We start from the raw sequence: 21,222 nt of genomic DNA on the forward strand, positions 1-21,222 counted from the left end.
GGGAATCCTTGCAAAACAACCGTCACGCGGCGCAGGACGGTTTGCGAGGATTCTGCCGTGATCTTGATGACAGCCTGATGACGGGGCAGGGGCGGTTCAGTGAATTTACGGCTGTCATGACACTGTCATTATTCAGCGTCTATGCTTGGCTCAATACATCGCGTGTTCTTGAAGTTTCTGCTGCCATTCGTGGCAGCTTTTTTTTGCCTGCGATTTGAGCGAAGCAAACCACTGATCGTTCCCACGCTCTGCGTGGGAATGCCTCTAGGGACGCTCCGCGTCCAGTGACGCGGAGCGTCACGGGCTGCATTCCCACGCGGGAGCGTGGGAACGATCAGGGGTAAGGGGAATGCGTCAGCAGGACTGTGGGGTTTCGCCGCGCGCCAGGCGTGCGTTGATGTCTTCAATGACCTCAGGCAGTTCGGCAATGGTGTCGATCAGGTAATGCGGGCGCGAAGGCGCGAACATCTTGCCGATGCGCTCACGTTCTTCCGCCAGACGATCTGACGGCAGCGCCTTGAACTGTTCGTAAGTCAGGCCCAGCGCGTTGCCGGAACACGTCAGCGCCACCGTCCACATCCCCGCACTACGCCCTTCAAGAATCCCCGGCCAGGTGTCATCAACCTTGACGCACGCGGCCACATCATCGATGCCCAAAGCAATCACGTTGGCCAACGACTGCGCCGGATACGGCCGGCCATTCGGCACTTCATCGGTGGCGACGACATGGTCAGCGACGTAACCATTGTCCCGCGCCAGTTCGACAACCTTGGCCATCACCACCGCCGGATACCCCGAGCACGAACCAATCTTCAAACCCTTGTCGCGCAACGCCGCAATCGCTTCGAGCGCACCGGGAATCACCGCCGAATGCAGGGCGATTTTCTCGATCTGCAACGGCATGAAACGCTCGTAGATCGCCGTCACATCTTCGTCACTCGGCAAACGATCGAACGCGGCGCGATAGCGCTCGGCGATCTGCGGCAGGTTGCACAACGTGCGGATGTGATCCCATTTGCCCATGCCCATTGGGCCGCGCGCTTCTTCCAGCGATACCGCGACGCCGAACTCGGCAAAGGCCTCGACAAAAATCTGCGTCGGCGCAAACGAGCCGAAGTCGACAACGGTACCGGCCCAGTCAAGGATCGCGGCTTGCAGGTGAGTCGGGTTTTTATACTGCATGGTCAATCTCCGTTTTCGGGTAAGCGTGGGCCGTCCCTCGGCAATGAGGTAGGCGGTTTCAAGGGTCAATGCTGATCAGGTCAGCGGTGGATTCGAATCAAACAGTTCGGCAATCACCGGGCGGTTGCGGCGGATGCCGAGGCAGCACAGGTGGTATTCGATGAAAAACGGGTGATCGATAAAGGTGATCGGCGTGGTGCCCGGGGTTTCGGCGTACTCGACCGCCGAGACGAAACCGATACCGATGCCTTTGACGATCGCGTGCACGATGGCTTCGCGGCTGTTGAGTTGCATGACGCGGTTGAGGTCGATGCCGAGGCGCTTGCAGCTTTCTTCGACCAGTTGCCGGGTGCGCGCACTTTGCTCGCGCATCACCCACTTCTCGCGGCTGATTTCGCTGATGTGAACCTGCGACTGGCTGACCCACGGATGGTCATCGCGCACCACGGCAATGATCGGATAGCGGTGATACAACCGCGTGTGAAAGCGCTCATCGAATTCCGACAACGCCAGAATCGCCACGTCGATATCGAAGTTGAACAGCCGCGCTAGGGTTTCCTTTTCCGAGGAAAACGAGGTTTCCAGTTCGATGTCCGGGTGCCGCTGCATCAGCTCGTAGGTCAGATTCATCGCAATCGGCGGCGACACCGCGCCGAGCCGCAGCATGCCGTTTTTGCGCTGCTTGAAACTCTGCAGCAGTTGCACCGCTTCATCTTCCTGGCCGAACAAACCTTGAGTGATTGCGTAAAGCTTGTGCCCGGCGGAACTCATCTCGATGTAGCGCCCGCGCCGATGGAACAGCTCGACCGAGAAGGTTTTCTCCAGTGCGTTGACCTGCTCGCTGACGGTCGGCTGACCGACGCTGAGGTACTCCGCCGCGAGGGTGAAGCTGCCGGTTTTGGCCACCGCATGAAACGAACGCAACCACTTGTGATACTGGTACATGCAAGCCCCATCAGCGTCGGATGAACAATGCCACTGCCGCGCTGCACAGGCAGGCGCTGGTGACCACTATGAAGATGAGAGACGTGTTTGCCGTGGTGTCAAGCAAACGACCGATCAAAGGCTCGGCGAGGCCGGCAAACAGGTAGGACGAAAAGTTCATGATCCCGGTCGCGGTGCCGGCGCGTTTGGCGCCGACCAGATCCGGACACAGTGCCCAGAAACTCGACGCCGGGCCGTAGACGAAGAAGCCGCAAAGGAACAGCGCGACCAGGCCGATCACGCTGTGCGGCGGCAGGCTCCACATCCACAGACTGGTCGCGGCGCCAAGGAACATGTAGAGCATGATCGCCAGATAACGCTTGGAGCCGAACAGCTTGTCTGACACCCAGCCGTTGCTCAACGCGCCGACCGCCATGCCAACGGGGAGGGCGACGGTGATCCATTTCGGATCGATCATGCCGTCACCGCTTTTCCAGTCAGCGCCGAGAAAGTGCACCGGCACCCAGACGATCAAGCCGTAGCGCGCCGCGTTCTGAAAGCCCAGTGACAGCGCGGCGATCAGCAGGCGCGGATTCTTCAGCACGGCTTTATAGCGTTGCGCCGAGGTCTCGACTTCGCCATGCGCGGCTTCCTGATGTTTGTCGTCAGCGTTGGCCACGCCGGTATCGCCTACCGGTTCGAAGCCCAGATCCTGCGGGCGTTCACGGGCAACCAGATAGAAAATGATCCCGCCGGCGAGCATCAGCAGTACCGGCAAACGGAAGATCCAGCGCCATTCCAGTTGCAGCACTTCGAGCACGACGATGGAGGTGACGTACGACAGAATCGACGCGCAACCGGCGGCGAAGGTGTAGAAGCCATAGACCTTGCCGCGCTCGCCGGCCGCCCACCAGTTGGCAATCAGCCGACCGCCCGGCGCCCAGCCCAAGGCCTGAAAGTAGCCGTTGACGCCCCACGGCAGGATCAGGCTGGTGAAACCGCCGGCAAAACTGGTCACCCAGTTCGCCGCGCAGGACAGCACTGCGCCGAGAGTCATGATGCGCCGGCCACCGAACTTATCGGCGAGGTTGCCGTTGATGGCCTGGCCAATGGCGTAGGCCCAAAGCATCGCCGCAGAAGCCCAGCCAAGAGTTTCCTTGCTCAAACCGAACTCGGCCTGAATCCCCGGAATGGCAAAACCGAAGGTCTGCCGCCCTGTGTAGAAAAACAGGTAACAGAACATCGCCGCCAGCAGCATGCGCCACTGCGCGACCCGGAATGAGGCAGAACGTACGGCGAGACCAGGCATGGTTTGGGCACGATTCATGATCTTTTCCTTATTGTTGTGGGTTCCCGCCGTTTGTCGTCGGCGGGTGCACTCTTTTTCGGTGCGGCAGGAAATCACCACGGCTATAAGCCGTAGGCGGTGCTTGGGTGGATCGGGTGGCGTCGGGCGTCAGGCCGCTTGGGCACCGATGAAGTTCTTGCCGCGCGCGCCCTGCATCGCGAGGTGGATGATGTCTTCGGCGTCCTTGGCCGAGACGCCGTAATCGGCGAACTCGGTCTTCACCCCTAGGTGGTGGAGGAACTCGCGCAATTGCTGTTGCGCGGTGAGCAGATCCTCGCCGAATACTCGTTGCAGGATGCGGTCACGCGTCGCGTCGTGACCCCAGGCCAGACCGAGCACCAGCGGCAGGGTGAAAGAGCAGGCGATGCCGTGGGGCAAGCCGTGGCGCAGGGTCATCTCGTAGGAAATCGAGTGCGCCAGTGCGGTTTTGGTGTTGGAAAACGCCAGCCCGGCCTTGAGCGCGGCGAGTGCCATGCGCGTGCGCAACTCTTGGCTCGACAGATCTTTGTGCAAACGCGGCAGGCATTCGAGAATGTCTTCAATCGCAGAAATGGCGAAAGTGTCGGAGACCGGATTGGCGTTGACGTTCCAGATCGCTTCCAGCGCATGGGACAACGCATCAAGCCCGGTGGACACGGTGACGCTGGCCGGCACGGTGAGCATCAGTTGCGGATCGATGATCGCTACGCGCGGCCAGGTGCAGTCGAGATGAAGCGAGTATTTCTTCTGGCTGGCGCTGTCCCAGATCGTCGCCCACGGCGTGACTTCGCTGCCGGTGCCGGCGGTGGTCGGTGCGGCGATCAGCTGTTTGCAACGCGCGGGAGTGAACGCCTTGCCGGTCGCCAGCAGCGTCAACAACTCATCGAAATGCCCGGATTCGGTGCCGACGATCAACGCTTTGGCGGTATCGATGGCGCTGCCGCCACCGACCGCGAGCACCACATCGCAATCGCCGGCCTGCTGCCAGAACTGCTCATAAGTACTGCGCAAATGGGCGACGTCCGGGTTGGGCTGAACGTCTTCGAACACGTAGACCAGACGCTCACCGAGCAACGCTTGCAGGCGATCGACCAACCCCAGCCCACGGGCCTCGGGGAAGGTGACGAGGGCCACGGTTTGCTGTTCGGTAATGGCAGCGAGGTCTTGCAGGCTGCCCCAGCCGAAACGGGTATCAACTGGGTTCTGGAAGCGGGCAGTCATGGTGGATCCTTATTGTTGTTGTCGTGTGGCGCCATACTCAGCGCCCGTCGACAACGGCTCAAATCGATAATTCGCAGGTTTGAATCGGCTCAGCCGATAGCCGCTCGACGTCAGTGTGCCGAACCGCTCTGGATCGCCGCGCGCAGGCGGCTGGAGAGGGTGTCGGCGACGATCACCATGAAGGTGATGACGATGATGCAAGTCGCGATTTCCGGGTATTTGAACAGTTTTAGGCTGCTCACCAGTTCGAAACCCAGTCCGCCGGCGCCGACCATGCCCAGCACCGTGGCCGAGCGCAGATTGACTTCGAAGCGGTACAAAATCACCGCAATCCACGCGGTGATCACCTGCGGCAAAACGCCAAACACGATCACTTGCAATGGTCGCGCACCGGTGGCTTGCAGCGCTTCAATCGGCCCTTGATCGATCTCTTCGATGCTTTCGGCGAAGAACTTGCCGAGCATGCCCAGACCATGCAGCGCCAGCGCCAACACGCCGGGGAACGGGCCGAGGCCAACGGCCGAGACGAAGATCAGCGCGAGGATCAATTCGTTGATGCTGCGGGTGAAATTCAGCGTCTGACGGGTGATGTGAAACACCCAGCGATTGCGGCTCAGATTGCGCGCGGCGAGGAAGGACAGCGGAATCGCCAGCAACACGCCGAGCAGGGTGCCCCAAATGGCGATCTGTAAGGTTTCCACCGCTGGCGCGACCAGCCGCGGCAGGATGCTCAGATCCGGCGGAAAGGTGCGCGAAAGAAAGTCACCAATCTGCGGCAACCCCGCTGCCAGTTCACCGAGGCTGAGTTGCGCACCTTGCGCGCTCCAGTTCAGCGTCCACAGCACGATCAGGACGATACCAGCGGTGGTCAGCCAACTGCGTGTGCCGCGGGGACGCTCGCCGACCCACTGATAATTTTGCGATTGCATGCTCAAGCCCTCGAAGCGGCGCGGTAGTTCAGGGTGGGCGCCGGGACGTCAGCGGAGTGTTCTGCCGATTGCCCGGGATAGATTCGCGCCAGATCGGCGTCGGTCATGCTCGACGCTTTGCCATCGAACACCAGACTGCCGTGAGCGAGGCCGACCACGCGGTCGCCAAACTCGCGGGCGTATTCGACCTGATGCAGATTGCACAGCACGGTGATGCCCAGTTCGCGGGTGGCATCGCGCAGGTACTGCAACACCAGTCGCGCGGTTTTCGGGTCGAGGCTGGCGATCGGTTCGTCGGCCAGAATCACCTGCGGTCGTTGCGCCAGGGCGCGGGCAATACCGACGCGCTGCTTCTGCCCGCCAGACAATGAATCGGTTCGCTCACCGGCCTTGTGCGCCAGTTCGACGCGTTCCAGGCATTGCATTGCCAGCGCCACATCGTCACGGCGAAACAGTTGCAGAATCGAGGCGAGGGTGCCGACTGAACCGAGGCGACCGGTCAGCACATTCTTCAATACGCTCAGGCGCGGCACGACGTTGTGGTGCTGAAAAATCATCGCCACTTCACGGCGCAAAACGCTGGTGTCGGGGCAGGCGAGGGCATCAATGCCCGCCACGTTCAGCGTGCCGCTGTCGGCCTGCGCCAAACGATTGATGCAACGCAGCAAGGTCGATTTGCCGGCGCCGGACTGACCGAGCACCACGACGAATTCGCCCGCAGCGACGTCAAGGTCGATGCCGCGCAACACCGGGTTGCTGCCGTAGTGTTTGCTCAGTTGGCGGATGCTGATCATTTCATGCTCCGCAAATCGAGATCGAGCACCTTGGCGGTTTCGCGCACCACGTCATACGACGCGTCGGTGGTGGGCTGGAAGCCATTGAGCACGCCCTGATCACCCCACGGCACGTCCTTGATCGAGGCCAGTGCGTCGGCGACTTTTTTCTTCAATTCCGGATCAAGCGCCTTGCGCCAGACCATCGGCGATTCGGGAATCGGCCTGGAACTCCAGACAATTTCGAAGTCATCCTGCTTGACCACGCCTTTGGCCACGGCGCTGGCGAAGATGCGGTCAGCCACGGCGGCGGCGTCGACTTTCTTGTTCTCGACCGCGAGGATACTGGCGTCGTGGGAACCGGAGAAAATCACTCGTTTGAACAGCGTGTCCGGGGCGAACCCTGCCTGCTCCAATCCTGCTTTCGGGAACAGATGACCGGATGCCGAACTCGGGTCTACGAACGCGAATGTATGGCCCTTGAGGTCGGCCAGCGAATGAATGCCGCTGTCCTTGCGTGCCAGAATCACGCTTTTGTAAGCGCTCTGGCCGGTCTTCTTGGTCACCGCCACGGAGAACGCTTCGACATCGGCTACCGAGGTCGCCAGCACGTAGGAGAATGGGCCGAGGTAGGCGACGTCGAGTTTGCCCGAGCGCAGCGCTTCGATGATGCCGTTGTAGTCGGTGGCCACGAACGGCACCACCGGCATGCCGATTTTGGCTTGCAGATCGTCGAGCACTTGTTTGCTCGATTCGATCATCGCTTGGGAGTCTTCCGAAGGGATCAGGCCAATGGTCAGTTTGTCCTTGGCCCAGACCTGGCTGGCACTCAAGGCAAGTACGGCAAGGCTGGCGGCACGCAGAAACTGGTTAATTGTTTTCATGGCATTCCACGGTGTGGTTGGGAGTTGCCACAGGCTAGGTCTGTCACGTGACAGTCATTCAATCAATTCAATATGGGAAACGGCAGTTAACTATTGATGGAGTCTATGGATGTCGAGCGCTAAGTTGCGGGCCTTTCTCGCCGTCGCCCGCCACGGCAGTTTCAGTGCCGGGGCGCGGGCGTCAGGCTTGAGCCAACCGACCCTGACCACTCAGGTGCAGGCCTTGGAACGTCAGCACAATGTTGAGCTTTTCCACCGGCGTGGGCGGCGGATCGAGTTGTCGGATGTGGGTCGGCAACTGCTGCCTATCGCTCAGCGCATCGCCCTGCTGGAACTGGAAGCGCATAACCTGATGCGTGATTCCGGGCGGCTCGACAGCGGCCAGCTCAAGGTCGGTGCGGTGGGGCCGTTTCATGTGATCGAAATGGTCGACAGTTACCTGCAACAGCATCCGAATATCGACGTGTCGATCCGCGTGGGTAACTCGGCGCAGGTGTTGTCGGATTTGGAAAACTATGTGACCGATATCGCGGTGTTGGCCGGGCGTCAGGATGATCCGGCATTGTGTTCGGTGCGTTATGCGCGGCACGCGATCATCCTCTTTGCCCACCATGAGCATCCGCTGGCCCATCGCGGCAGCGTGCGCCTGGAAGAACTGGAAGGGCAGCGCCTGCTGCAACGTGAGCCCGGTTCGACCACGCGGCTGGTGCTGGAGCAGGCACTGAATGCGGCGCAGGTAAAACCGCGCATCGCCATGGAAATCGGCAGTCGTGAGGCGTTGCGTGAAGCGGTGGTGCGCGGGTTGGGGCTGGGTGTGGTGTCGGAAGCGGAGTTCATTGCTGATCCAAAAATCCGCACGATCAGAATCGATGGCGAAGAACTCTTTACCGAAACTTATCTGTACTGCCTGGCCGAGCGGCGTTCCAGTCGGCTTATCTCATCGTTTTTCGATGCGGCGCTGGGTTGATTTGCAATTTCGCATAAGGCTTGGCTAATATACGTTCCATATACACATCGTATCGGATTCATATATGGGCATCGTAAAGATTTCAGAGGACATGCACGAGAACCTGCGTATCTCCAGCAACGCCCTCAGCCGCTCGATCAACGCGCAGGCCGAGCACTGGATGCGCATCGGCATGCTCGCCGAACTGCATCCCAACCTCGACCACAGCGCCATTTGCCGCTTGCTGATCCGCGCCGAACAGAACGGCGGGCTGGATCTGCAACAACTGACTCAGGAAGCCGTCAGCGCATGAGAAACCAGATCAAGATCAACACCCCGGCCGACATCGCGCAATCTCGCGCTGCCGGCAAACTCGCCGCTGAAGTGCTGGCGATGCTGGTGCCACACGTCAAGGCCGGCGTCACCACTGACCAACTCGATCAGCTGTGCAACGACTACATCGTCAACGTGCAGAAAGCCGTGCCGGCCAACGTCGGTTATCACGGATTTCCGAAAACCGTCTGCGCCTCGGTCAACGATGTGGTGTGTCATGGCATTCCGTCGGGCACGCCGTTGAAGGATGGCGACATCGTCAACCTCGACATCGCGGTGATCAAGGACGGCTGGTTCGGCGACACCAGCCGCATGTACGTGGTCGGCGAGGCAACACCCGAGGCGCAGCATCTGATCAAGACTACCTATGACGCCATGTGCGCGGGGATTCGCGTGGTGAAACCGGGCGCGACGTTGGGCGACATCGGCCACGCGATCCAGACGCTGGCGGAGAAGGAAGGCTTCAGCGTCGTGCGCGAGTACTGCGGGCACGGCATCGGCAAGGTCTATCACGATGAACCGCAGATTCTGCATTACGGCTTCCCGAATCAGGGCATGAAGCTCAAGGCCGGGATGATTTTTACCGTTGAGCCGATGCTCAATGCCGGCAAACGTCATGTGAAGAACATGCCCGATGGCTGGACGGTGCTGACCAAGGATGGCTCGTTGTCGGCGCAGTGGGAGCATATGGTGGCGGTGACCGAAACCGGCTTCGAAATCCTCACCGCCTGGCCGGACGAAATCGAAGGCTACTCCCCGATCACCTAAACACCACAAACCCCCTGTAGGAGCCGTCGAGTGAAACGAGGCTGCGATCTGTTGATCTTTTTTTTAACAGCAAGATCAACAGATCGCAGCCTGCGCCAGCTCCTACAAGTTATGTGGTGTATGCAGGGATGCTTTGCAGCCAATCAAGCACCTCATCCCACAACGGCTGTGCGCTTTCACGGAAGTAACCCATGTGCCCGTACGGTTTGCTGCCCAGTGGCGGCTGCAGATCCAGCAATGTCAGCGGCGCATTCACCATGGCTTTGACAAACGCATCGCGCGAACGCGGCGGCGCCCACGGATCATCGACCGACGTGGCGAAAACGCATGGCGTTGTGACCTCGGCGTAGAGCGCATGCAGATGGCTCATCTCGGGGTCGTCGAAGTAGTAGTGGGGGAATTTGCACCAGCGTTTCCAGTCGTTGTAAACGCCCAGCGGCAAATCATCGCCCATGCCTAGCATGCTCCAGGCCATGTAGCCTTTGCGGGCGACAATCACCGGCAGCACAAACGTCCACATCAGACGGATTATCCAGGCCTCGGTTCGGGACATCCAGCCGCTCCACCCCGCGCCACTGCCCAGGGTGTAGCAAGCTGTCAGGGCGGGGTGATTGGGCAACAGATCAATCGCATGGCCACCAAACGAGTGACCGACCCAATACAACGGCAACGCTTCCTGGCTTAGCAGATCCACTGCCGCCGCCAGATCCTGATAAGCCCAATCCAGATAAGACATCTCAAAGCCTTTGAGGGAAGCCGGCTTCGATTCACCGATGCCCCGGTAATCGAGGGTCAGGACATTGAAGCCCTGACGCGCTGCATGCTCGGCAAAGCGCCGATAAAAGCGCTGTTGCACCCCGGTGGCGCCGGCCATGATCAGGTTGCCTTTGACCGCGCCCGGCGCGCTGTAGCGCTTGGCTGACAACGGATAACCATCGCGGGCAATGAGGGCGATGTCCTGTCTCTGGATCGATTCGGTGAAGGCTGCGGCCATGGTGTTCATGAAATTGTTCCGAGTGAGTTGAGCAAAGCCTTCAGCGACCTTTGAACTGCGGTTCGCGCTTTTGCATCATCGCCATGACGCCTTCGCGGACATCCTCGGTTTTGATCAGGGCCAGCAGTTGTTCATCAAGCTTCGACAGTGCCGCATCGTCTCCCTGATCCTGCGCCAGAAACGCCGATTGCAGCGTCGCCTGAATCGCCAGAGGTGCAGCCTTGGCAATGCGTTCGGCGTATTCGATGGCGCGTGCCAGAGTCTGACCGGGTGCGACCACTTCGGTCAGCAGGCGCATGTGCAGGGCGGCAGTGGCATCGAACTCTTCCCCCGTGAGCATGTAGCGCATGGCGGCGGTCCAGCCCGCTGCGCGGGTGAAGCGCACGGTGGAACCGCCGGCGGGTGAGATCCCGCGCAACACTTCCAGATGAGCGAAACGGGCACTGGTGGCGGCAATGCTGATGTCGGCGTTGAGCATCAATTCGATGCCCGCCGTCCAGCAAATGCCTTCAATGGCAACCACCACTGGTTTACGCCTGCGCGGTTTGGAAACGCCCCATGGGTCGATGCCTTCTTCAGGATACTTGAAGGCGCCTGACACCAGTTTCGGCGTCAGCTCCATCAAGTCCAGGCCTGCGGTGAAGTGCTCGCCATACGCGAACAGCACGGCGCAGCGCAGTTCGTCATTGCGCTCATACTCGCCGATGGCCAATGCCAGGTCCGTCAGCATTGCACTGTCGAATGCGTTGCGTTTGCCGGCGCGATCCAGACCGATCAAAAACAACTGACCGCGTTGTTCGCGGGTGACTCGGCCGGGGCCACTGTTGGCTTCGTTCATCTCTGCTTTCCCTGATTTTTTGTCGGCGGCCAGTTACTGACCATCTGTTCGGTAAATAGAAACTAAACGAACAGTTGGTAACCGTCAAATTGAGAAGGGCAGGCTTATGTCATAGAATCACCGCCAGTTATCCGGATCAGGAAATACTCGTGCGACCGTTGAAAATCCCCCGTGAAGAGCTGCTTCTGCGGTGCGCCAATACCTTCAAGCGCCTTGGCTATCATGGCACCACCATGGACGTGCTTGCGTCCGCTTGCGGCTTTACCAAGGCTTCGTTCTATCACCACTATCCGAACAAGGAGGCCTTGCTGCGTGACGTGCTCGACTGGACGCACCACGTCATCAACCAGACCTTGTTTGCCGTGGCCTTCGACGAAAAACTCACGCCACAAGAACGCCTGAGCAAAATGGGCCGCAAGGCTGCGCGGCTGTTTCAGGATGACTCGATTGGTTGCCTGATGGGCGTGGTGGCGGTCGATGCGGCGTACGGTAAAAGTGAATTGCTGGAGCCGATTCGCGGCTTTTTCGATGCATGGGCCAAGGCGTTTGCGCATTTGCTGGAAGGTCAGGTCGATGAGGGGCAAGCCTTGCTGACCGCTCGACAATGGGTGGCGGATTACGAGGGGGCGATTCTGCTGGCGCGGGTCTATGGTGACGCGGCTTACATTGATGCGGTGACGCGTCGGGCGCTGGAACATTTGAGTGCCTGTCAGGCACCGACATAAGGCTTACGCGCTGGGTGTTGTGTCCTCGACAGTTGTCAGTCACGACACACACTGATTTCTTATCTAATCAGGGAGCAACACGATGAGTGCAATCACCCCGGCCGTGATGGCCGATCTCGCGCCCGACGGCGTGCTGCATGCCGCCATCAACTTCGGTAACCCGGTGCTGGCGCAGCGCAGAGCAGATGGTGCGCCGCAAGGTGTTTCGGTGGCTTTGGCGATCGCGCTGGCTGCCGAGCTGGGTGTCGAACTGGAGATGCGCACCTTTGATGCGGCGGGCAAGGTTTTCGCGGCGCTGGAGGAGGGCGTGTGGAACCTGGCATTCCTCGCCATCGAGCCGGTGCGTGAGGCGCAGATTGCGTTCAGCGAGCCGTACGTGATTATTGAAGGGACTTATCTGATCGAAGCGCAGGCACCGTATCGCAACGTCGAGGATCTCGATCAGCCAGGATTGCGACTGGCCGTTGGCAAAGGCGCAGCCTATGACCTGTTCCTCAGTCGCACGCTGAAGCACGCGCAACTTGAGCGTGCAGAAACCTCCGCTGGGGCGGTCGATCTGTTTATCGAGCAACACCTGGATGCCGCCGCCGGTGTCCGTCAGCCATTGCAGAAAGTCGCGGATGCCGACGCGCGTTACCGCGTGCTGGACGGTGCATTCACGGCGATTCGCCAGGCCATGGCGGTGCCCCGTGGGCGGGAGGCAGGCGCGGCGTACGTGCGGTCGTTTGTCGAGCGCAAGAAGGCTGAGGGGTTTGTCGCTGCCGCACTCGCCGAGAGCGGTCAGGGCGATGTAACGGTCGCGCCTTGAGATCAAAAAAAGTGCCACCGCGGCCCTGAGGCGCAAACACGGTTCAATTGTAGGAGTGAGCCTGCTCGCGATAGCCTCTATGCGAGCAAGCCCGCTCCGACATTTGCAATGCATTCCTGTAGGAGCTGTCGAGTGAAACGAGGCTGCGATCTTTTGATCTTGTTTTTTCACAGCAAGATCAAAAGATCGCAGCCTGCGGCAGCTCCTACAGGGGGTTTCAGTGGGCGCCGGCGGCTTTGTTGAGGTCGCTTTCGGTCCATTCGGTGTAAACGCAGGCGTCAGCCGTGGCCCAGCGCACTTGCACCGGGTCGCCAGCCTTGAGCGGCATGCCCGCCGCCGACAGTGCTTTCACCGTCATCGACGTGCCGCCCGAGGTGACCACGCTGCAGGTCTGGCTTTCGCCGAGGAACAGCACTTCTACGACCTTCGCTGAAACCTCGTTCCAACCCGATGGTAAAGGTTCGCTGATTGCCTGCGACAGGCTCAATGCCTGAGCTTTTTCCGGACGCACCATAAGCAGCACATCCTGATCGGTGTACAAACCAGCGGTCAGGCGAATCGATAATGACTGTCCTTCAAACGAAGCCGCCGCATTGCTCTGCGCCTTGAGTTTGAGGAAGTTCGAGTTGCCGAGGAACGACGCCACAAACGCATTCGGCGGGTTCTGATAAAGGTCGTAACCGCTGCCCAATCCCACAATCTTGCCATGACTGAAAATCGCAATGCGCTGCGATAAACGCATGGCTTCTTCCTGATCGTGGGTCACGTAAACGATGGTGATGCCCAGACGGCGATGCAGTTGGCGCAGTTCGTCCTGCAAATCCTCACGCAGTTTTTTATCCAGCGCACCGAGCGGTTCGTCCATCAGCAAAATGCGTGGTTCGTAGACCAAGGCGCGGGCGATGGCGACACGTTGTTGCTGGCCGCCAGACAACTGCGAAGGGCGACGATGGGCGAACTGTTCCAGTTGCACCAGTTTCAGCATCGCATCGACGCGCTTTTCACGTTCGGCGGCCGCGAGTTTGCGAATCGCCAGCGGGAAGGCAATGTTGTCGCGCACCGACAAATGCGGGAAAAGCGAATAGCGTTGAAACACCATGCCGATGTCACGCTTGTGCGGCGGTACATTCACCAGCGATTCACCGTTGACGAGGATTTCGCCGCTACTCGGCGTTTCAAACCCGGCGAGCATCGACAGCGTGGTGCTTTTGCCCGAGCCGCTGGAGCCGAGGAAGGTGAGGAATTCGCCGTCCTTGATGTCCAGCGAGATGTTGTCGACGGCGGCAAAGTCGCCGTAGTGCTTGTTCAGGTTGCGCAGGCTGACCAGGGGTTTGTCGTTCTGCTGGGAAGCGTCTTTGATCACGGCACTCATGTCGTACTCCTGGCGCTCAGGCGCTGATTTCGTTGCGCCGGCGCAGCGCGGCGGCGATGACCATGACCAACACTGACAAGCCGATCAGCAGCGTCGAAGCGACGGCGATCACTGGCGTCAGGTCCTGGCGCAGGGTGGTCCACATTTTCACGGGAAGGGTTTGCAGGGTCGGGCTGGCCATCATCACGCTGAGCACCACTTCGTCCCACGAAACGAGGAAGGCGAAGAGGGCGCCGGCAACCATGCCCGGGCGAATCGCCGGGAACGTCACCTTGAACACCGCTTGCAACCGTGAGGCGCCGCAGATCACCGCCGCGTCTTCAATCGACTGATCAAACAGCTTCAGCGAGTTGATGATCGAGATGATGGTGAACGGCAGCGCGACGATCACATGGCTGACGACGAAGGCGAACATCGTCCCGGTGTAACCGAGCTTGAGGAACAGCGCGTACACCGCCACGGCGATGATCACCAGCGGCACGATCATCGGCAGGGTGAACAGGCCGTAGAGCATTTCCCGGCCCGGGAAGCGTCCGCGCACCAGCGCAAACGCAGTCGGCAAACCAAGGGCCACGGCGCAGATCGTGGTCAGCACAGCAACCTTGAGGCTGGCCGCGGCGGCGTTCATCCAGTCGGGGTTGGAGAAGAACTGGCCGTACCATTTCAGCGTCCAGCCCGGCGGCGGGAATACCAGCCACTGCGAGGAGCCGAACGACAGCAGCACGATGAAGACGATCGGCAACAGCAGGAACAGACCGATCAGCCCGGTGGTTGCATACAAGCCGAAGCGCATGCGCCGGCTCATCGCATTGGGGGTCAGGAGCATGTCGGCTTACCTCGCGTTACTGGCGCCAACCGGGGATTCCGGCTGAAGCTTCAGGTAGAAGTAGAACAGCACCAGAGTGATCGCGATCAGCAACGCAGCGCCGGCACTGGCCAGGCCCCAGTTGAGGAACGATTGCACCTGCTGAATGATGAACTCCGGCAGCATCATGTTCTGCGCCCCGCCGAGCAGCGCCGGGGTCACGTAGTAACCGAGCGACATGACGAACACCATCAAGCCACCGGAGGCCAGACCCGGCCGACACAGCGGCAGGAACACCCGGAAGAAGTTGGTCCATGGACTGGCGCCGCAGATCGAGCCGGCCTGCAGAATCATCGGGTCGATGGCCTGCATGGTCGCCTGCAATGGCAGGACGATGAACGGAATCATGATGTAGCTCATGCCGATCACTACGCCGGTGAGGTTATGCACCATTTCCAGCGGCTGATCGATGATGCCCATCGCCATCAAGGCTTTATTGATTACGCCGGATGCTTGCAGCAACACCAGCCACGAATAGGTGCGGGCGAGCAGGCTGGTCCACATCGACAGCAGCACGATGTTGAGAATCCAGCGACCCCAGCCGCGCGGCACCAGCGTGATCGCCCAGGCCAGTGGAAAGCCCAGCAGCAGGCTGAACAGCGTTACCAACCCGGCCACCGAAAAGGTGTTGAGCAGCACTCGCGCATAAGCGGAGTTGGCGAACAATTGTTCATAGTTGCCAAGGCCAGGCGTCGGTTCGAGCACGCCGCGCAACAGCAGGCCAATCAACGGCGCGAGAAAAAACAGGCCGATGAACAGCAGCGCCGGTACGAGGTTGCCGGCGCCGCGCCAGCGTTGTTTGAGGGACGGGGCTTGCTGCATCGCAACCGCCTGTGTTCCGTGGGCCGAGCCGGCAGCGCCTTGGGCGCTGCCGGTGGCAGTGGAGGGACGGGACGCGGTGGCCGCCATTTTCATTTGACCAGCCATTCGTTCCACCGTGTCGCGATGGCCTGGCCGTTTTTGGCCCAGTACGCGAAATCAAGAGTGATCTGATCCTTAGCGTAGGCAGTCGGCAGGTTGGGGGCCAGCGTCGAATCCAGACGCTCCACACTGTCGAGGTTGACCGGGGCGTAGGCGGTCAGGTTGGAGAAGTCGGCCTGGCCTTTGGCGCTGCTGGCACTGGCCAGGAACTTCATCGCCGCGTCCTTGTTTTTCGAGCCCTTTGGAATCACCAGAATGTCGGCCATGACCAGGTTCTGTTTCCAGCTCACGCCGACGGGCGCTCCGTCTTCTTGCAGGGCGTGAATGCGACCGTTCCAGAACTGACCCATGCTCGCTTCACCGGACGCCAGCAGTTGCTGCGACTGCGCGCCGCCGCCCCACCAGACGATGTCTTTCTTGATGGTGTCGAGTTTCTTGAAGGCGCGATCGAGATCTAGCGGGTAGAGCTTGTCGGCGGCTACGCCATCGGCCAGCAGCGCCAGTTCGAGCACGCCAGGGCTTGGCCATTTGTACAGGGCGCGTTTGCCGGGATAGGTTTTGGTGTCGAACAGGGCGCTCCAGTCCTGCGGCTTGTTGGCGCCGAGTTTGCCCTCGTTGTAGCCGAGGACGAAGGAGAAGAAGAACGAGCCGACGCCGTGATCGCTGACGAAACGCGGGTCGATCTTGTCGCGCTGAATCACTTTGAAATCGAGGGGTTCGAGCAGGCCTTCAGCGGCGGCGCGCAGGGCGAAATCGGCTTCGACATCGACCACGTCCCATTGCACGTTGCCGCTCTCGACCATGGCTTTGAGTTTGCCGTAGTCGGTCGGGCCGTCCTGCACGACGGTGATGCCGCTGGCCTTGCTGAACGGATCGGCCCAGGCCTGTTTCTGTGCATCCTGGGTGCTTCCGCCCCAGCTGACGAAGTTCACGCTTTCGGCCGCCATTGCAGCCTGGCCGGTGACGCTGAGCAGTCCCGCAAAAAAGATCGCGGTTGCAGCTTTGTTCAACACCATGTTCACGCCCTCATTGTTGTGTTTTTGAGCGGGCTTGCGTTGTTGCCCGCCTGTCGGGAGCAGTAGCTGGACGTTCGTTGAAGCGTCCGGTCTATGGAATATCATATTATGGTATTCCAAACTTTGTGCAAGCACTTTGCCTTACCGGTTATCTGGCGGCCGTCCTTTTTTGTGGTTCGAAGAAATGGATCTGGAATGCAACCCCCCTGTAGGAGTGAGCCTGCTCGCGATAGCGGTGTGACATTCAGCAATAATGTTGACTGACACATCGCAATCGCGAGCAGGCTCACTCCTACATTTGGATTTGTGTTCGTCGTGGGTTATTCGCTGAAGGGGATGCTTTCGACCACTTCCAGGTCATACCCGGTCAACCCGGCGTATTTGAGCGGCGGGCCGAGATGGCGGAGTTTGCCAACCCCCAGATTCTGCAGAATCTGCGCGCCAGTCCCCACCTCGGAATAAATCCGCGATTGCGAACGACTGAACTGCCGTGGCGGTTGGGTCAATTGCGGCACCCGCTCCAGCAGCGCCTGCGACGACTCGTGATTGGCCAGCACCACCACAACCCCATGCCCCTCAGCCGCGACCCGTTGCAGCGCCGCCCACAGCGTCCAGTTGGTTGGCCCGCTGTACTCGGCGCCGACCAGATCGCGCAACGGATCGATCACGTGCACGCGCACCAGCGTCGGCTCTTCACGGCGCAAATCGCCCATGACCATCGCCATGTGCACGCCGCCCTCGATGCGATCCTCAAAGGTGATCAAACGGAACGTGCCATGCACCGTCGGCAGCTCGCGTTCACCAATCCGTTCGATGGTGTGTTCGGTGCTCAGGCGATAGTGGATCAGGTCGGCGATGGTGCCGATCTTGATCCCGTGCTTGCGCGCAAACACCTCCAGATCCGGGCGGCGGGCCATGGTGCCGTCGTCATTCATCACCTCGACGATCACCGAGGCGGGGGTGAAACCGGCGAGACGGGCGAGGTCGCAACCCGCTTCGGTATGCCCGGCGCGGGTCAACACGCCACCTTCCTTGGCGCGCAGCGGGAAGATGTGGCCCGGCTGCACCAGGTCTTCAGCGCGGGCATTCGGCGCGACAGCGGCGGCAACGGTGCAGGCGCGATCAGCCGCCGAAATACCGGTGGTCACGCCAACCGCCGCTTCGATCGACACGGTAAACGCGGTGCTGAACACGCTGCCATTGGCCGGCACCATTTGCTCCAGGCCCAGACGCTGGCAGTGGTCGTCGGTGAGCGTCAGGCAAATCAGCCCGCGCGCTTCACGGGCCATGAAGCTGATCGCCTCAGGCGTGCAACGGTCGGCGGCCAGCAACAGGTCGCCTTCGTTTTCGCGGTCTTCGTCATCGACCAGCAAAACCATTTTGCCGAGGCGATAATCTTCGATGATTTCTTCAATGCTGTTGAAGGCCATGCTGGACTCTCAGGGTTCGTTGGAAATATATTGGTATACCATAATACAAAATCAACAAAGAGGTCACTATGAAGGCGTACTGGATTGCTCATGTGGATATAGCCGATACCGATCACTACAGCCAATACACCCAGCGCGCGCCGGCAGCCTTCGCCGCGTTTGGCGCGAAGTTTCTGGCAAGAGGCGGGCGCAGCGAGGCGATGGAAGGGCGCGAGACGCCGCAGCGCAGCGTGGTGATCGAGTTCGAGAGCTATGAAAAGGCTGTGGCGTGCTACCACTCGGCGGCGTACCAGGAAGCGAAAAGTTACCGCGAAGAATGGGCGAGGGCGCAAATCATCATCGTCGAAGGCATCGCCCCAATTTAAGCAACACCACTTAGTGATCGTTCCCACGCTCCGCGTGGGAATGCCTCTTCGGACGCTCCGCGTTCGGCGTTTCAGGGACGCGGAGCGTCCCGGGCTGCATTCCCACGCGGAGCGTGGGAACGATCATGCTGAATCAGCGGATAAAGTGGATCTTGCCGCTGTCGTCATTGCCCATGTAAATCCCATACACCCCAGCCTGACGCTCTTCGATATAGCGCTCAAGAATCTGCCGGATCGCCGGGTAATAAATCTGCTCCCACGGAATGTCTTCAGGCGCGAAGAATTTGTAATCCATGGTCTCCGGCCCATACTGCCCGGTAATCTCCAGCGCGATCGCGCGGAAGATGATGTACACCTCGCTGATCTTCGGCACGCTGAAAATCGAGTACGGCGAGACGATTTCCGCGCGCACGCCGCTTTCTTCCCAGACTTCGCGGACGGCCGCTTGCTCGGTGGTCTCGCCGCTTTCCATGAAACCGGCGGGCAGCGTCCAGGTGCCCGGGCGCGGGGGAATTGCCCGTTGGCACAGCAGGTATTTGCCGTCCTGCTCGATAATACAGCCGGCAATGATTTTCGGATTGATGTAGTGGATGTAACCGCAGCCACGGCACATCAAGCGCTCGTGCGTATCGCCCGGCGGTATCTGCTGACCGAGGTCAGGGCCACCGCATTTCGGGCAAAAGCTCGGGCTGAACATATCAGTGACCTATACGGGGTTCTTTCAGCGCGATCGGCAGGGTCATGGCCGGGGTTGCGCCGGTCTCTTCCTGTTTGCGCTTGAGGTAGTCGAGCGCTACCGCAGCGGCAGCGCGTACGTGATCAACACAGGCCTGATGCGCCACCAGCGGATCGCCGCCCTTGATCGCCTCGACCATTTTTTCCATTTCCTGATTACTCGCGCCGCGACGGTTTTCCTGCGATACCGAAGTCGCGCGCAGGTAGCTGATGCGCGCCTGCAACTGACGCAACTGGGTGGCCGCAACATGGTTGCCCGAACCTTCGAGCAGCACGTCGTAGAAACCTTGCACCGAGTCGATCACCTGTTGCAGTTCGCCGTCCTTGAGCGCCTTGCGGTTCTCGTCGAGGGCTTTTTCCAGGGCTTTGATGTCCTTGGCTTTGGCGCGCAGGGTGAACAGCTGCACGATCAAACCTTCGAGTACGCAACGCAGTTCGTAGATGTCGACGGCATCGGCGAGGGTGATGATCGCCACGCGCGGGCCTTTGGCATCGGCGAACTCGACCAGGCCTTCGGATTCCAGGTGACGCAAGGCTTCACGCACGGAGGTGCGGCTGACACCCAGGCGATCGCACAGATCGCGCTCGACCAGACGATCACCGGGCATGAGCTGGAAATTCATGATCGCGCTACGCAGTTTATCCAGCACGATTTCGCGCAGGGTAACGGGGTTGCGATTGACCTTGAAGCTGTCGTCGAGGGGCTGGCGTTTCATGGGGTCCGCTCTTTCGGTTGGCTGTCCATGCCAGACGGGCATCTAAACAGCCGAGGGGTTAACTGGGGCTTCGGCGTCGGCTTCGGCTTCGGCAAAGGCTTCACGGGCCAGCCGGAAACTGTCCACGGCTGCCGGAACGCCGCAATAAATGCCGACCTGAAGCAGAATTTCGCGTATTTGCTCACGACTCAGGCCGTTACGCAAGGCGCCACGCACATGCAGCTTGAGTTCGTGCGGACGGTTGAGCGCCGAGATCATCGCCAGGTTGATCATGCTGCGCTCCTTGAGCGACAAGCCTTCACGCCCCCAGACATGGCCCCAGCAGTATTCGGTGACCATTTCCTGCAGGGGGCGGGTGAAGTCGTCGGCGTTCTCGATCGAGCGCTGCACGTAGGCTTCGCCCAATACCTGAGTGCGGATCTTCAGGCCTTTTTCATACTTTTCGTTACTCATCATTCCTCCTCACAATGCAGATCCTCTTGTTGGAATGAACCCTGTGGTGAGGGGATTTATCCCCGACGGGGTGCGAAGCAGCCCCAACACCTGCAACCGCGATTTGCCAGACATACCGCGTGCGATGGTTTTACGGCTGCTTCGCAGCCGGTCGGGGATAAATCCCCTCACCACAATGGGCAGTTCCACAGTGGGATGTGTGTGGATCTGTCAGGCCAGGGTAGGCAACGGGCCGAGCTTGCCTTTGTGGTAGATCATCGGTGTCACCGGTTGCTCGGGAAGGATCAGGTTCTTCACCGCACCGACGATGATCGCGTGATCACCACCATCATATTCCCGCCACAACTCGCACTCGATGATCGCGGTGGCTTTGGCGAGGATCGGGTTACCGAGTTCGCTTAAATGCCACTCGATACCGGCGGCCTTGTCCTTGCCTTTACCGGCGAAAGCATAGGCCTCGGCAGTCTGGTCAGCCGACAGCAAGTGAATCGCAAACTTCTTGCTGTCACGCAGAATCGGATAAGTGTCGGAGGCGTAGTTTGGGCAGAACAGCACCAGCGCCGGGTCGATCGACAGCGCGCTGAACGCACTGGCGGTGATGCCGACGATCCCGCCCTCCGGGTCAACAGTGGTAACCACCGTGACGCCGGACGGGAACGAGCTCATGACGTCTTTGTAAATGCCGGGTTCGATCATT

At 60.0% G+C, this 21,222-nt stretch carries 25 protein-coding genes; 7 read left to right on the forward strand and 18 right to left on the reverse strand.

From position 1 onward, the window contains the following. Positions 1–8: 8 nt before the first annotated feature. Positions 9–218, forward strand: a complete 210-nt coding sequence (locus ACQ4MY_RS11190; protein ID WP_440095107.1) for a hypothetical protein — start codon at positions 9–11, stop codon at positions 216–218. Between the two features lie 136 nt (positions 219–354). Here the strand turns inward: ACQ4MY_RS11190 and phnX are convergent, their stop codons facing one another. The 7 genes from phnX to phnD form a co-directional block, all read right to left on the reverse strand. Then, positions 355–1,182, reverse strand: coding sequence for a phosphonoacetaldehyde hydrolase (gene phnX / locus ACQ4MY_RS11195; protein WP_440095108.1), 828 nt, complete (start codon positions 1,180–1,182; stop codon positions 355–357). Between the two features lie 75 nt (positions 1,183–1,257). Next, positions 1,258–2,127: a LysR substrate-binding domain-containing protein gene (locus tag ACQ4MY_RS11200; RefSeq protein ID WP_440095110.1), complete on the reverse strand. Its 870-nt coding sequence runs from the start codon at positions 2,125–2,127 to the stop codon at positions 1,258–1,260. A gap of 10 nt (positions 2,128–2,137) precedes the next feature. Continuing rightward, positions 2,138–3,433, reverse strand: a complete 1,296-nt coding sequence (locus ACQ4MY_RS11205; protein ID WP_440095111.1) for an MFS transporter — start codon at positions 3,431–3,433, stop codon at positions 2,138–2,140. Positions 3,434–3,562: 129 nt separating this feature from the next. Further along, entirely contained in the window at positions 3,563–4,654 is a 1,092-nt protein-coding gene (gene psrA, locus ACQ4MY_RS11210) for an iron-containing alcohol dehydrogenase PsrA (protein ID WP_440095112.1), read from the reverse strand. 110 nt (positions 4,655–4,764) lie between these two features. After that, on the reverse strand, positions 4,765–5,583 hold the full coding sequence (gene phnE, locus ACQ4MY_RS11215) for a phosphonate ABC transporter, permease protein PhnE (RefSeq protein WP_440095113.1): 819 nt from the start codon (positions 5,581–5,583) through the stop codon (positions 4,765–4,767). A gap of 2 nt (positions 5,584–5,585) precedes the next feature. Continuing rightward, positions 5,586–6,377, reverse strand: a complete 792-nt coding sequence (phnC, locus tag ACQ4MY_RS11220) for a phosphonate ABC transporter ATP-binding protein (protein ID WP_440095114.1) — start codon at positions 6,375–6,377, stop codon at positions 5,586–5,588. Continuing rightward, positions 6,374–7,240, reverse strand: a complete 867-nt coding sequence (gene phnD, locus ACQ4MY_RS11225; RefSeq protein WP_122660899.1) for a phosphonate ABC transporter substrate-binding protein — start codon at positions 7,238–7,240, stop codon at positions 6,374–6,376. Before phnD ends, phnC begins: the two co-directional genes overlap by 4 nt. A gap of 109 nt (positions 7,241–7,349) precedes the next feature. Between phnD and ACQ4MY_RS11230 the strand changes: the two genes are divergently transcribed. From ACQ4MY_RS11230 to map, 3 genes are all read left to right on the forward strand, one after another. Next, a complete protein-coding gene (locus ACQ4MY_RS11230) occupies positions 7,350–8,207 on the forward strand; it encodes a LysR substrate-binding domain-containing protein (RefSeq protein WP_440095115.1) in 858 nt (285 codons plus the stop codon). Between the two features lie 64 nt (positions 8,208–8,271). Then, positions 8,272–8,499 (forward strand): ParD-like family protein, encoded by a 228-nt coding sequence (locus ACQ4MY_RS11235; RefSeq protein WP_007918027.1) that lies wholly within the window; start codon positions 8,272–8,274, stop codon positions 8,497–8,499. Beyond that, positions 8,496–9,287: a type I methionyl aminopeptidase gene (map, locus tag ACQ4MY_RS11240; protein WP_064119869.1), complete on the forward strand. Its 792-nt coding sequence runs from the start codon at positions 8,496–8,498 to the stop codon at positions 9,285–9,287. The genes ACQ4MY_RS11235 and map overlap by 4 nt, the downstream gene beginning before the upstream one ends. A gap of 109 nt (positions 9,288–9,396) precedes the next feature. On the opposite strand, the gene ACQ4MY_RS11245 is transcribed toward map, so the two are convergent. Together ACQ4MY_RS11245 and ACQ4MY_RS11250 are read right to left on the reverse strand one after the other, a co-directional pair. After that, positions 9,397–10,290, reverse strand: a complete 894-nt coding sequence (locus tag ACQ4MY_RS11245) for an alpha/beta hydrolase family protein (RefSeq protein ID WP_440095116.1) — start codon at positions 10,288–10,290, stop codon at positions 9,397–9,399. Positions 10,291–10,321: 31 nt separating this feature from the next. Continuing rightward, the gene (locus ACQ4MY_RS11250; protein ID WP_110720953.1) at positions 10,322–11,119 is read right to left on the reverse strand and encodes a crotonase/enoyl-CoA hydratase family protein; all 798 of its coding nucleotides are present in this window, start codon (positions 11,117–11,119) and stop codon (positions 10,322–10,324) included. Between the two features lie 149 nt (positions 11,120–11,268). Here ACQ4MY_RS11250 and ACQ4MY_RS11255 point away from each other — a divergent pair, with 149 nt between their 5' ends. Both ACQ4MY_RS11255 and ACQ4MY_RS11260 read left to right on the forward strand, forming a co-directional pair. After that, positions 11,269–11,844 (forward strand): TetR/AcrR family transcriptional regulator, encoded by a 576-nt coding sequence (locus ACQ4MY_RS11255; RefSeq protein WP_440095118.1) that lies wholly within the window; start codon positions 11,269–11,271, stop codon positions 11,842–11,844. Positions 11,845–11,926: 82 nt separating this feature from the next. Then, complete coding sequence (locus tag ACQ4MY_RS11260; RefSeq protein WP_440095119.1) at positions 11,927–12,652, forward strand: transporter substrate-binding domain-containing protein; 726 nt, start codon at positions 11,927–11,929, stop codon at positions 12,650–12,652. 217 nt (positions 12,653–12,869) lie between these two features. Here ACQ4MY_RS11260 and ACQ4MY_RS11265 read toward each other — a convergent pair whose 3' ends face one another. The 5 genes from ACQ4MY_RS11265 to ribBA all read right to left on the reverse strand — a co-directional run bounded on the left by ACQ4MY_RS11265 (position 12,870) and on the right by ribBA (position 18,256). Beyond that, positions 12,870–14,024 (reverse strand): ABC transporter ATP-binding protein, encoded by a 1,155-nt coding sequence (locus ACQ4MY_RS11265; RefSeq protein WP_440095120.1) that lies wholly within the window; start codon positions 14,022–14,024, stop codon positions 12,870–12,872. Positions 14,025–14,040: 16 nt separating this feature from the next. Continuing rightward, positions 14,041–14,850: an ABC transporter permease gene (locus ACQ4MY_RS11270; protein WP_007918021.1), complete on the reverse strand. Its 810-nt coding sequence runs from the start codon at positions 14,848–14,850 to the stop codon at positions 14,041–14,043. A 6-nt stretch (positions 14,851–14,856) separates the two neighbouring features. Continuing rightward, complete coding sequence (locus tag ACQ4MY_RS11275; protein ID WP_110720957.1) at positions 14,857–15,804, reverse strand: ABC transporter permease; 948 nt, start codon at positions 15,802–15,804, stop codon at positions 14,857–14,859. Then, a complete protein-coding gene (locus tag ACQ4MY_RS11280; RefSeq protein WP_008088087.1) occupies positions 15,801–16,826 on the reverse strand; it encodes an ABC transporter substrate-binding protein in 1,026 nt (341 codons plus the stop codon). Before ACQ4MY_RS11280 ends, ACQ4MY_RS11275 begins: the two co-directional genes overlap by 4 nt. A gap of 320 nt (positions 16,827–17,146) precedes the next feature. After that, entirely contained in the window at positions 17,147–18,256 is a 1,110-nt protein-coding gene (gene ribBA, locus ACQ4MY_RS11285) for a bifunctional 3,4-dihydroxy-2-butanone-4-phosphate synthase/GTP cyclohydrolase II (protein ID WP_440095121.1), read from the reverse strand. Positions 18,257–18,324: 68 nt separating this feature from the next. On the opposite strand from ribBA, the gene ACQ4MY_RS11290 reads away from it, so the two are divergent. Beyond that, the gene (locus ACQ4MY_RS11290; protein WP_440095122.1) at positions 18,325–18,621 is read left to right on the forward strand and encodes a DUF1330 domain-containing protein; all 297 of its coding nucleotides are present in this window, start codon (positions 18,325–18,327) and stop codon (positions 18,619–18,621) included. A gap of 133 nt (positions 18,622–18,754) precedes the next feature. Here the strand turns inward: ACQ4MY_RS11290 and ACQ4MY_RS11295 are convergent, their stop codons facing one another. The 4 genes from ACQ4MY_RS11295 to ACQ4MY_RS11310 all read right to left on the reverse strand — a co-directional run bounded on the left by ACQ4MY_RS11295 (position 18,755) and on the right by ACQ4MY_RS11310 (position 21,221). Further along, positions 18,755–19,318, reverse strand: coding sequence for an NUDIX hydrolase (locus ACQ4MY_RS11295; RefSeq protein ID WP_008088079.1), 564 nt, complete (start codon positions 19,316–19,318; stop codon positions 18,755–18,757). A 1-nt stretch (position 19,319) separates the two neighbouring features. After that, positions 19,320–20,072 carry a GntR family transcriptional regulator gene (locus tag ACQ4MY_RS11300; RefSeq protein WP_008088077.1) on the reverse strand — a complete coding sequence of 251 codons (753 nt, stop codon included), beginning with the start codon at positions 20,070–20,072 and terminating at the stop codon, positions 19,320–19,322. Positions 20,073–20,114: 42 nt separating this feature from the next. Further along, positions 20,115–20,525: a carboxymuconolactone decarboxylase family protein gene (locus ACQ4MY_RS11305; RefSeq protein WP_440095124.1), complete on the reverse strand. Its 411-nt coding sequence runs from the start codon at positions 20,523–20,525 to the stop codon at positions 20,115–20,117. Between the two features lie 210 nt (positions 20,526–20,735). Beyond that, positions 20,736–21,221: a flavin reductase family protein gene (locus tag ACQ4MY_RS11310; RefSeq protein WP_038368096.1), complete on the reverse strand. Its 486-nt coding sequence runs from the start codon at positions 21,219–21,221 to the stop codon at positions 20,736–20,738. Between the last annotated feature and the right edge of the window lies 1 nt (position 21,222).

This window comes from Pseudomonas sp. SM4 (assembly GCF_051913165.1).
Taxonomy (GTDB): Bacteria; Pseudomonadota; Gammaproteobacteria; order Pseudomonadales; family Pseudomonadaceae; genus Aquipseudomonas.

Excerpts from the sequence above, each read along its gene's own strand:
- ACQ4MY_RS11265 (WP_440095120.1), bottom strand. The coding sequence starts at position 14,024 with ATGAGTGCCGTGATCAAAGACGCTTCCCAGCAGAACGACAAACCCCTG.
- ACQ4MY_RS11270 (WP_007918021.1), bottom strand. The coding sequence starts at position 14,850 with ATGCTCCTGACCCCCAATGCGATGAGCCGGCGCATGCGCTTCGGCTTG.
- ACQ4MY_RS11300 (WP_008088077.1), bottom strand. The coding sequence starts at position 20,072 with ATGAAACGCCAGCCCCTCGACGACAGCTTCAAGGTCAATCGCAACCCC.
- ACQ4MY_RS11200 (WP_440095110.1), bottom strand. The coding sequence starts at position 2,127 with ATGTACCAGTATCACAAGTGGTTGCGTTCGTTTCATGCGGTGGCCAAA.
- ACQ4MY_RS11245 (WP_440095116.1), bottom strand. The coding sequence starts at position 10,290 with ATGAACACCATGGCCGCAGCCTTCACCGAATCGATCCAGAGACAGGAC.
- map (WP_064119869.1), top strand. The coding sequence starts at position 8,496 with ATGAGAAACCAGATCAAGATCAACACCCCGGCCGACATCGCGCAATCT.
- phnE (WP_440095113.1), bottom strand. The coding sequence starts at position 5,583 with ATGCAATCGCAAAATTATCAGTGGGTCGGCGAGCGTCCCCGCGGCACA.
- ACQ4MY_RS11290 (WP_440095122.1), top strand. The coding sequence starts at position 18,325 with ATGAAGGCGTACTGGATTGCTCATGTGGATATAGCCGATACCGATCAC.
- ACQ4MY_RS11275 (WP_110720957.1), bottom strand. The coding sequence starts at position 15,804 with ATGAAAATGGCGGCCACCGCGTCCCGTCCCTCCACTGCCACCGGCAGC.
- psrA (WP_440095112.1), bottom strand. The coding sequence starts at position 4,654 with ATGACTGCCCGCTTCCAGAACCCAGTTGATACCCGTTTCGGCTGGGGC.
- ACQ4MY_RS11260 (WP_440095119.1), top strand. The coding sequence starts at position 11,927 with ATGAGTGCAATCACCCCGGCCGTGATGGCCGATCTCGCGCCCGACGGC.
- phnD (WP_122660899.1), bottom strand. The coding sequence starts at position 7,240 with ATGAAAACAATTAACCAGTTTCTGCGTGCCGCCAGCCTTGCCGTACTT.
- ACQ4MY_RS11310 (WP_038368096.1), bottom strand. The coding sequence starts at position 21,221 with ATGATCGAACCCGGCATTTACAAAGACGTCATGAGCTCGTTCCCGTCC.
- ACQ4MY_RS11295 (WP_008088079.1), bottom strand. The coding sequence starts at position 19,318 with ATGTTCAGCCCGAGCTTTTGCCCGAAATGCGGTGGCCCTGACCTCGGT.
- ACQ4MY_RS11205 (WP_440095111.1), bottom strand. The coding sequence starts at position 3,433 with ATGAATCGTGCCCAAACCATGCCTGGTCTCGCCGTACGTTCTGCCTCA.
- ribBA (WP_440095121.1), bottom strand. The coding sequence starts at position 18,256 with ATGGCCTTCAACAGCATTGAAGAAATCATCGAAGATTATCGCCTCGGC.
- phnX (WP_440095108.1), bottom strand. The coding sequence starts at position 1,182 with ATGCAGTATAAAAACCCGACTCACCTGCAAGCCGCGATCCTTGACTGG.
- ACQ4MY_RS11305 (WP_440095124.1), bottom strand. The coding sequence starts at position 20,525 with ATGAGTAACGAAAAGTATGAAAAAGGCCTGAAGATCCGCACTCAGGTA.
- phnC (WP_440095114.1), bottom strand. The coding sequence starts at position 6,377 with ATGATCAGCATCCGCCAACTGAGCAAACACTACGGCAGCAACCCGGTG.
- ACQ4MY_RS11250 (WP_110720953.1), bottom strand. The coding sequence starts at position 11,119 with ATGAACGAAGCCAACAGTGGCCCCGGCCGAGTCACCCGCGAACAACGC.
- ACQ4MY_RS11230 (WP_440095115.1), top strand. The coding sequence starts at position 7,350 with ATGTCGAGCGCTAAGTTGCGGGCCTTTCTCGCCGTCGCCCGCCACGGC.
- ACQ4MY_RS11235 (WP_007918027.1), top strand. The coding sequence starts at position 8,272 with ATGGGCATCGTAAAGATTTCAGAGGACATGCACGAGAACCTGCGTATC.
- ACQ4MY_RS11280 (WP_008088087.1), bottom strand. The coding sequence starts at position 16,826 with ATGGTGTTGAACAAAGCTGCAACCGCGATCTTTTTTGCGGGACTGCTC.